Annotated in this window: 8 protein-coding genes and 1 pseudogene; 2 read left to right on the forward strand and 7 right to left on the reverse strand. The window is 60.7% G+C overall.

Annotation, left to right across the window (positions count from 1 at the left end; genetic code table 11):
- Positions 1–167 precede the first annotated feature (167 nt).
- From JJD74_RS30090 to JJD74_RS30120, 7 genes and pseudogenes are all read right to left on the reverse strand, one after another.
- Positions 168–1,037 carry an HD-GYP domain-containing protein gene (locus JJD74_RS30090; RefSeq protein WP_223198360.1) on the reverse strand — a complete coding sequence of 290 codons (870 nt, stop codon included), beginning with the start codon at positions 1,035–1,037 and terminating at the stop codon, positions 168–170.
- Between the two features lie 91 nt (positions 1,038–1,128).
- On the reverse strand, positions 1,129–1,416 hold the full coding sequence (locus JJD74_RS31285; RefSeq protein WP_239499444.1) for a DUF3391 domain-containing protein: 288 nt from the start codon (positions 1,414–1,416) through the stop codon (positions 1,129–1,131).
- Between the two features lie 156 nt (positions 1,417–1,572).
- The gene (locus JJD74_RS30100; protein WP_001054412.1) at positions 1,573–1,953 is read right to left on the reverse strand and encodes a hypothetical protein; all 381 of its coding nucleotides are present in this window, start codon (positions 1,951–1,953) and stop codon (positions 1,573–1,575) included.
- Positions 1,950–2,276 (reverse strand): hypothetical protein, encoded by a 327-nt coding sequence (locus JJD74_RS30105; RefSeq protein ID WP_000091614.1) that lies wholly within the window; start codon positions 2,274–2,276, stop codon positions 1,950–1,952. Before JJD74_RS30105 ends, JJD74_RS30100 begins: the two co-directional genes overlap by 4 nt.
- 23 nt (positions 2,277–2,299) lie before the next feature.
- Positions 2,300–2,634: pseudogene (locus JJD74_RS30110) on the reverse strand (transposase).
- Between the two features lie 14 nt (positions 2,635–2,648).
- A complete protein-coding gene (locus JJD74_RS30115) occupies positions 2,649–2,984 on the reverse strand; it encodes a helix-turn-helix domain-containing protein (RefSeq protein WP_001172026.1) in 336 nt (111 codons plus the stop codon).
- On the reverse strand, positions 2,965–3,342 hold the full coding sequence (locus JJD74_RS30120; protein WP_003151133.1) for a type II toxin-antitoxin system RelE/ParE family toxin: 378 nt from the start codon (positions 3,340–3,342) through the stop codon (positions 2,965–2,967). Before JJD74_RS30120 ends, JJD74_RS30115 begins: the two co-directional genes overlap by 20 nt.
- Positions 3,343–3,533: 191 nt before the next feature.
- Here JJD74_RS30120 and JJD74_RS30125 point away from each other — a divergent pair, with 191 nt between their 5' ends.
- The gene (locus JJD74_RS30125; protein ID WP_010465829.1) at positions 3,534–4,136 is read left to right on the forward strand and encodes a recombinase family protein; all 603 of its coding nucleotides are present in this window, start codon (positions 3,534–3,536) and stop codon (positions 4,134–4,136) included.
- A complete protein-coding gene (locus tag JJD74_RS30130; protein ID WP_024015041.1) occupies positions 4,120–7,149 on the forward strand; it encodes a Tn3 family transposase in 3,030 nt (1,009 codons plus the stop codon). The genes JJD74_RS30125 and JJD74_RS30130 overlap by 17 nt, the downstream gene beginning before the upstream one ends.
- Positions 7,150–7,181: the final 32 nt, after the last annotated feature.

A 7,181-nucleotide genomic window follows, 5' to 3' on the forward strand; every position in this document is an offset into this window, starting at 1 on the left:
GGGGATGTAAGCCGGAACCCCAGAAATTTCCGTCACCCTAGTTGGGTGGGCTCAACACTCGTGTCACCAGCTACCTTCTGGAGAATCGAGCTCGGCCATCCCTCCCTGGACGGGCATCGCTCGACGATGTTCAACGGCTCCCTCACGGGGCCGTCGTTTTGTGGGGGCTATTCCATCCACAAGTCGTCGAGGTTCTTGAAGTTCCAGAGCGTCGGGTCTTCGGGGCCAGTGATACTGTCCTTGCAACTCGTGGCCGCCAGGTCGATGGTCTGCATCGGGATCGGCTCTCTCGAGCGTAGCGAGAAGAACACGCGAACCTTGGGAGTCAGCAGTGATTCCATTCCCGGCTCAACGACAACGGCCAGACGCTGAGAGGACAGGCGAACCAAGGAGCCGACGGGGTAGATGCCCACGGCCTTGACGAAGGCGTGGAAGATGCGTTTGTCGAAATGGCCCTCCCACTTGGCCATCTGCCGCATCGCCGCGGACGGGTCCCACGGCTTTTTGTAGGCTCGCTCCGACGTCACGGCATCATAGACGTCGCAGATTGCGCCCATGCGGGCCAGGAGTGAAATGGCGTCACCGGCCAAGCGATCCGGGTAGCCGGTTCCGTCGATCTTCTCGTGATGGTGCAGGGCAATGTCCACCACCCCGGGCTCGGCCCCGCCTGCGCGCAGCATCTTTGCGCCCTCCACAGGGTGGCGCTTCATGATGGCGAACTCGGCATCGGTGAGCTTGCCTGGTTTGTTAAGCACTTCCAGCGGCATCGCGGCCTTGCCTAGGTCGTGCATCAGTCCGCCGATGCCAGCCAGGCGCGTTTGCTCCTCGTCTAGATCGAGATGCCGGGCCAGCGATAGCATCAGGGCGCAGACGGCAACCGAGTGCAGGTAGGTGTAATCGTCGTGCGTTTTGATGCGTGCGACGCTGATGAGGGCATGAGGTTGGCGCAGCACCGAGGCAGCGATTTCTCCGACCAGCGGCAACGTCGTGCTTGGGTCGACGGCCTTGCCAAGCCGGGCTTCCTGGAACATGTCCATGACTTGGGACTTGGCCGCAAGACAGAGTTTCCGTGCATAACACATTTCGCTCTCCATTGAGGTTGCGCCGTCACTTTTCTTGCTTAGTGGACTAGACGGCAGAGATTGCTCCTCCGACAATTCTCTGGGCTCTGGGCTCTGGGCTCTGGGCTCTGGGCTCTGGGCTCTGGGCTCTGGGCTCTGGGCTCTGGGCTCTGGGCTCTGGGCTCTCTGGGCTCTCTGGGCTCTCTGGGTCGACTTGGCTTTTGGCCAAGTCGACCCAGACCTCCCCGACGCCACATTCTCGAATGGCAGAGAGATCCTGAGGCTCGGTCAGCAGGAAGCTGCCGCGCCAGAATGGGTGTCGAACCCAAGAGCAGGCGAGCTTGTGGATGTACATGCCGAGACGAAGCTCGGATACGGGAATGCGTTTTACCAACTTATTTTCCTTTCTGAGTTGGGTGGTTAGGCGTGCGCCGAGGCTGGCACCCAGCGGTAGAGCGGAGGTAAGGTCACGCCAAGATTCTTGGATCAGCCGGAACCGCCGAAATTTCCGTCAGCCGATCAACATGGCTTTGTCTCGCGCTCGGTCGATGCGTTCCTGCATCGCCTGCATGACTTCTTCGTGGGTGTACGACTTGGCGTTGGGGTCGTCGGCCTCTCGGAGAGCTTCCTCGACCTCGCGGGTCATCCGCGCATATTCTTCCGGCCACAGCGCTTGCTCCATGCGCAGCGACGCCTGCCCAAGCAGGTGCAGCAGGCCGAACAGCCGCATGTCATTGGTGGCGACGACGTGCTCTCGAATCCGCTCCTGGATCACCTCGCAGGCCCGATGCGCCTCTGGCGTCGCCGTGCCCTCGTAGCCGGCTGGGAGTTCTGCTTCTTCAGCGATTCGCGCCCAAGCGATAGCCAGCGCCTCGATGGTGGACAGGTTCATTTGCTCATCCACTTGCGCAGCAGACGCTTTTTCAGGGAGGCGCGCTCTTGCGGATTGCGTCCCTTGTGGTTGGCAATGCGATCCGCCGTGGCGGCCTGGCGCTTGATGGGCCAGTAGGAGCGGCCATCCTTACCCATCGACCAGACGTTGCTGACCTGGTTTTCCAGTAGAGGCAGATGGGCGCATAGAGCTTCCGGCGACGCGCTGGCCAGCGCGGTGCGCTCGTGGGTTCGCCAGCGCTGATGCCAGAGTTTCTTGTCCTCGCGCTCGCTACGGCAGGTCGTGTGCCCAACGATGGGCGTTTTGCGGCGGCTGCGGCTCATGATGTGGTTGTCTCCAAGAACATTCAGGACAGGCTTTCTGGGTAGAGCGCCGTCACCGGGACAGGGTTTCTTGCACTTGTTCCAGCGAGGTCATCAGATGATCAACCTGATCCTGAAGATCCACGGCGAGATCAAATAGCTCAGCCACTCGGCTGCGTGATCCCTCGTTGAACGCGGCCATTGCCAGTTGATGCAGCTTCAACAGGTCGGTGCGCAGTTGCGGAGGTGCGCCGTCTGCGCTGTCATTCAAATCGCCGCGCAGCACGTCCACGGCATCGACTGCACGCAGCAGTGCCGTGGTATCGAAATTCTCGGGAGTCAGTTCGTCCCATTCGTCGTCGGTGATGCGGGCTGCCATCAGGAGAGCTCCGATTAAGCGGTTGCGAGCGTTAGATGCCCGATCGGCTCGGCTGCTGGCCGTACCTTGATTTCGATGTCGTAGCCGAGGCGATTCAGACAATCCATCAGCTTGCGTTCGGATAGATTGGTGAAGTCGCCGCGCATCATGCCCGACACCTTCGGTTGCGGGATGCCCATGCGTTTGGCCGCCGCTTGTTGAGTCAGCCCAAGGGCGCGCATGGCCCTCCTGATCTCGACCACCAGGCCGGTCTTGATCTTGAGCTTTTCAGCGTCAGGCAGTCCAAGGTCGGCAAAGACGTTGCCCGAGCTGCGCTGAACCTCGACGCCTTCAATGATTCGTTTTTGCATTTCGTAGCTCCTGTGCCAATACCTCGGCCACCTTCAGCCGAGCGCGGATGATGTCCATGTCGGCCTTTGGCGTGGCGATTCCGCTCTTGCTCTTCTTCTGGAAGCAGTGCAGGACGAACACCGCTTCCGCAAACTTGACCGTGTATACCGCTCGATAGGTGCCGCCGGCATCGTCTTCGACGACCTCCAGCACGCCGGCACCACCGAACCCCTTGAGCACCTTTGCTGCGTCATCCTGATCGCCTATCTGCGCCAACGAGAGCGCGTAACCGAAACGGCGACGCACGTCGGACGGCAACGCCATCAAATCCTTGTGGCTGCTCGCGATCCATTCGAGCGGTTTTTCTTTGTTTGTCATGACGGAATTTTATACCTGTTCAGGTAATGATGTAAACGCGGCAACCTCAAGGAGGTGTCGTAAAACATTTGTTTTGCGACAGGCTGTCAGCCGCCGCTGTGCTACCTGTGCAACACCCCCTCAAAAATGTACGGAAAACTCTATCGCTATTCACTATTATGCGGAAACCTGTTTTTGATGGTTATCCGCCTATGTTGGTTGGCTACATGCGCGTGTCGTCGGACTCCGACCGCCAGAGCACGGACTTGCAGCGCGACGCGCTGCTCGCCGCCGGCGTCGATCCGCGTCACCTGTTTGAGGATCGTGCCTCTGGCGCGAAGGATGACCGTGCCGGCTTGGCGCGGGCGCTTGAGTTCGTTCGAGCCGGCGATGTGCTGGTGGTGTGGAAACTCGACCGGCTCGGTCGCTCGCTGTCGCACCTGCTCGCCATTGTGACTTCGCTCAAGGACAAGCGGGTGGCGTTCCGCTCGCTGACAGAGAACCTGGACACTACGACGCCCTCGGGCGAATTCCTGTTCCAGGTGTTCGGTGCGCTCGCGCAGTACGAGCGCGCCTTGATTCAGGAGCGCGTCGTCGCGGGCTTGGCCGCCGCACGCAAACGCGGCCGGATCGGCGGCCGGCCGCAGGCGATCACTGGTGAGAAGCTGGACGCCATCGTCGCCGCGCTCGATGGCGGCATGTCTAAGGCGGCGGTGTGCCGCAACTTCAATGTCAAGCGCACTACGTTGATCGAAACATTGACGCGAGCAGGTTGGCGTGGTGCGGGAAGGACGGTCGATGAGCAACAAGAATAAGCTACTCACCGTCTTTTCTGACGCAGAGCAGGAAGCCTTGTACGGCCTACCGGACTTCGACGATGCTCAGCGGCTGGAATACCTGGCGTTGGCCGAATCTGAACTGGCGTTCGCCAGCAGCCGGCCTAGCCTGCAGGCCCAAGTCTATTGCGTCTTGCAGATCGGCTACTTCAAGGCCAAGCATGCTTTCTTCCGCTTCGATTGGCATGAGGTCGAGGACGATTGCGCCTTCGTGCTGAGTCGCTATTTCCACGGCGAAGCGTTCGAACGCAAGGCGATCACCAAGCATGAGCACTACAGCCAGAGGGGTCAGATCGCCGAACTGTTCGGCTACCGGTCGTGGGCGGCTAGCTTCCTGCCGCAACTGGCACAGCAGGCTGAACAGATCGTGCGGCGCGACGTAATGCCAGGATTCGTGGCCGCCGAACTGATCGTTTGGCTCAGCGAGCACAAAATCATCCGGCCCGGCCACACCACCTTACAAGAGCTGGTCAGTGAAGCCCTGTCCACCGAACGCAGGCGCTTGGGCGGCTTGCTGGCAGAAGTGTTGGACGAATCGGCCAAAGCTGCGCTGGGCCAGCTCCTGGTGCGTGACGACACCCTGTCTCAACTGGCAGCGCTCAAGCAGGACGCTAAAGATTTCGGCTGGCGTCAGATGGCAGGGGAGCGCGAGAAGCGCGCCACGCTGAAGTCCTTGCACGGGATCGCCAAGGCGCTGCTGCCCAAGCTCGGCATCTCGCAGCAGAACCTGCTGTACTACGCGAGCCTGGCGAACTTCTATACCGTCCATGACCTGCGCCACCTGAAGGCGGAGCAGACCCGGCTCTACCTGCTGTGCTATGCCTGGGTACGTTACCGGCAGCTCACCGACAACCTGGTCGACGCGATGGCCTTCCACATGAAAAAACTTGAGGACGAGAGCCGCACGGGTGCGAAACAGTCCTTTGTCGCCGAACAGCTGCGACGCCATCAGGAAACGCCGCAGGTTGGCCGCCTGCTGTCGCTGTACGTGGACGACAGCGTGGCCGATCCGACGCCGTTCGGCGAGGTGCGCCAACGCGCCTACAAAATCATGTCCAGGGAATTGCTGCAAAACACGGCGCAGCGCATGAGCGTCAAGCCACTGAACAAACTGGCGCTGCACTGGCAGGCGGTGGACGGCCTGGCCGAACGCATTCGACGCCATCTACGGCCGCTGTACGTCGCGCTCGACTTCGCCGGCACGGCCCCCGATAACCCATGGCTCGCGGCGCTGACTTGGGCCAAGAGCGTGTTCGCCAAGCAGCAGCGCCTATCACAACGGCCACTCGACGAATGTCCGGCGGCAACGCTGCCGAAACGCTTGCGTCCGTACCTGCTGATGTTCGATGCCGAAGGCACGCCGACAGGCCTGCATGCCGATCGTTACGAATTCTGGCTTTACCGTCAGGTCAGGAAACGCTTCCAGGCGGGCGAGCTCTACATTGACGATAGCTTGCAGCACCGGCATTTGTCCGACGAGTTGGTTTCGATGGACGAGAAAGCCGCCGTGCTCGCGCAGATGGACATCCCCTTCCTGCGGCAGCCGGTCAGTGCCCAGCTCGATGCACTGGCGACCGAGTTGCGTGCGCAATGGGTGGCGTTCAATCGCGAGCTGAAACAGGGCAAGCTGACGCACCTGGAATACGACAAGGACACGCAGAGACTGACCTGGCGCAAGCCCAAGGGGGAGAACCAGAAGGCGCGCGAGCAAGCTCTCTACGAGCAACTGCCATACTGCGATGTCGCCGACGTGTTTCGCTTCGTCAACGGCCAGTGCCAGTTCCTGTCGGCGCTGACACCATTGCAGCCACGCTATGCGAAGAAGGTAGCCGACGCCGACAGTCTGATGGCGGTGATCATTGCCCAAGCCATGAACCACGGCAACCAGGTTATGGCACGTACCAGCGACATCCCGTACCACGTCCTGGAGAGTACCTACCAGCAGTACCTGCGCCAGGCGACGCTACATGTGGCCAACGATTGCATCAGCAACGCCATCGCCGCACTGCCGATCTTCCCGCATTACTCGTTCGACCTCGATTCGTTGTACGGTGCCGTTGATGGGCAGAAATTCGGCGTCGAGCGACCAACTGTGAAGGCGCGCTACTCGCGCAAATATTTCGGCCGCGGCAAGGGCGTCGTCGCCTACACGCTGCTGTGCAATCACGTGCCGTTGAACGGCTACCTGATAGGCGCACACGAGTACGAGGCTCACCACGTGTTCGACATCTGGTACCGCAACACGTCGGACATCGTGCCGAGCGCGATCACCGGCGACATGCACAGCATCAACAAGGCCAACTTCGCCATCCTGCACTGGTTCGGACTTCGTTTCGAGCCGCGCTTCACCGACCTCGACGACCAGTTGCAGGAGCTGTATTGCGCCGATGATCTGGCATTGTACGAGAAATGCCTGATCCGGCCGGCTGGCCAGATCGACCGGCAACTCATCGTCGGTGAGAAGGCGAACATCGACCGAATCGTCGCCACACTGGGCCTGAAGGAAATGACGCAGGGCACGCTGATCCGCAAGCTGTGCACCTATACGGCGCCGAACCCGACGCGGCGCGCAATCTTCGAGTTCGACAAGCTCATCCGCAGTATCTACACACTGCGCTACCTGCGCGACCCGCAACTGGAGCGTAATGTTCACCGCTCGCAGAACCGCATTGAGTCCTATCACCAGCTACGCTCGACCATCGCCCAAGTCGGTGGGAAGAAGGAATTGACCGGCCGCACCGACATCGAAATCGAGATCAGCAACCAGTGCGCCAGGCTGATCGGCAACGCGATCATCTTCTACAACTCGGCGATCCTGTCCCTGCTGCTGACGAAGTACGAGGCAGCTGGCAATGCCAAGGCGCTGGCGTTGATCACGCAGATGTCGCCAGCGGCCTGGCGGCACATCCTGCTGAACGGGCATTACACCTTCCAGACTGACGGCAAGTTCATCGACCTGGATGCGCTCGTGGCGGGACTGGAGCTGGGCTGACGGAAATTTCTGGGATTCCGGCGTACAACCCC

It is taken from the genome of Pseudomonas sp. MF6776 (assembly GCF_016613125.1).
GTDB classification, from domain to species: Bacteria; Pseudomonadota; Gammaproteobacteria; order Pseudomonadales; family Pseudomonadaceae; genus Aquipseudomonas; species Aquipseudomonas iridis.

What these genes read in the sequence shown, in the direction of transcription:
- JJD74_RS30090 (WP_223198360.1), bottom strand. Translation starts at nt 1,037, where the DNA reads ATGGACATGTTCCAGGAAGCCCGGCTTGGCAAGGCCGTCGACCCAAGC.
- JJD74_RS31285 (WP_239499444.1), bottom strand. Translation starts at nt 1,416, where the DNA reads ATGTACATCCACAAGCTCGCCTGCTCTTGGGTTCGACACCCATTCTGG.
- JJD74_RS30100 (WP_001054412.1), bottom strand. Translation starts at nt 1,953, where the DNA reads ATGAACCTGTCCACCATCGAGGCGCTGGCTATCGCTTGGGCGCGAATC.
- JJD74_RS30105 (WP_000091614.1), bottom strand. Translation starts at nt 2,276, where the DNA reads ATGAGCCGCAGCCGCCGCAAAACGCCCATCGTTGGGCACACGACCTGC.
- JJD74_RS30115 (WP_001172026.1), bottom strand. Translation starts at nt 2,984, where the DNA reads ATGCAAAAACGAATCATTGAAGGCGTCGAGGTTCAGCGCAGCTCGGGC.
- JJD74_RS30120 (WP_003151133.1), bottom strand. Translation starts at nt 3,342, where the DNA reads ATGACAAACAAAGAAAAACCGCTCGAATGGATCGCGAGCAGCCACAAG.
- JJD74_RS30125 (WP_010465829.1), top strand. Translation starts at nt 3,534, where the DNA reads ATGTTGGTTGGCTACATGCGCGTGTCGTCGGACTCCGACCGCCAGAGC.
- JJD74_RS30130 (WP_024015041.1), top strand. Translation starts at nt 4,120, where the DNA reads ATGAGCAACAAGAATAAGCTACTCACCGTCTTTTCTGACGCAGAGCAG.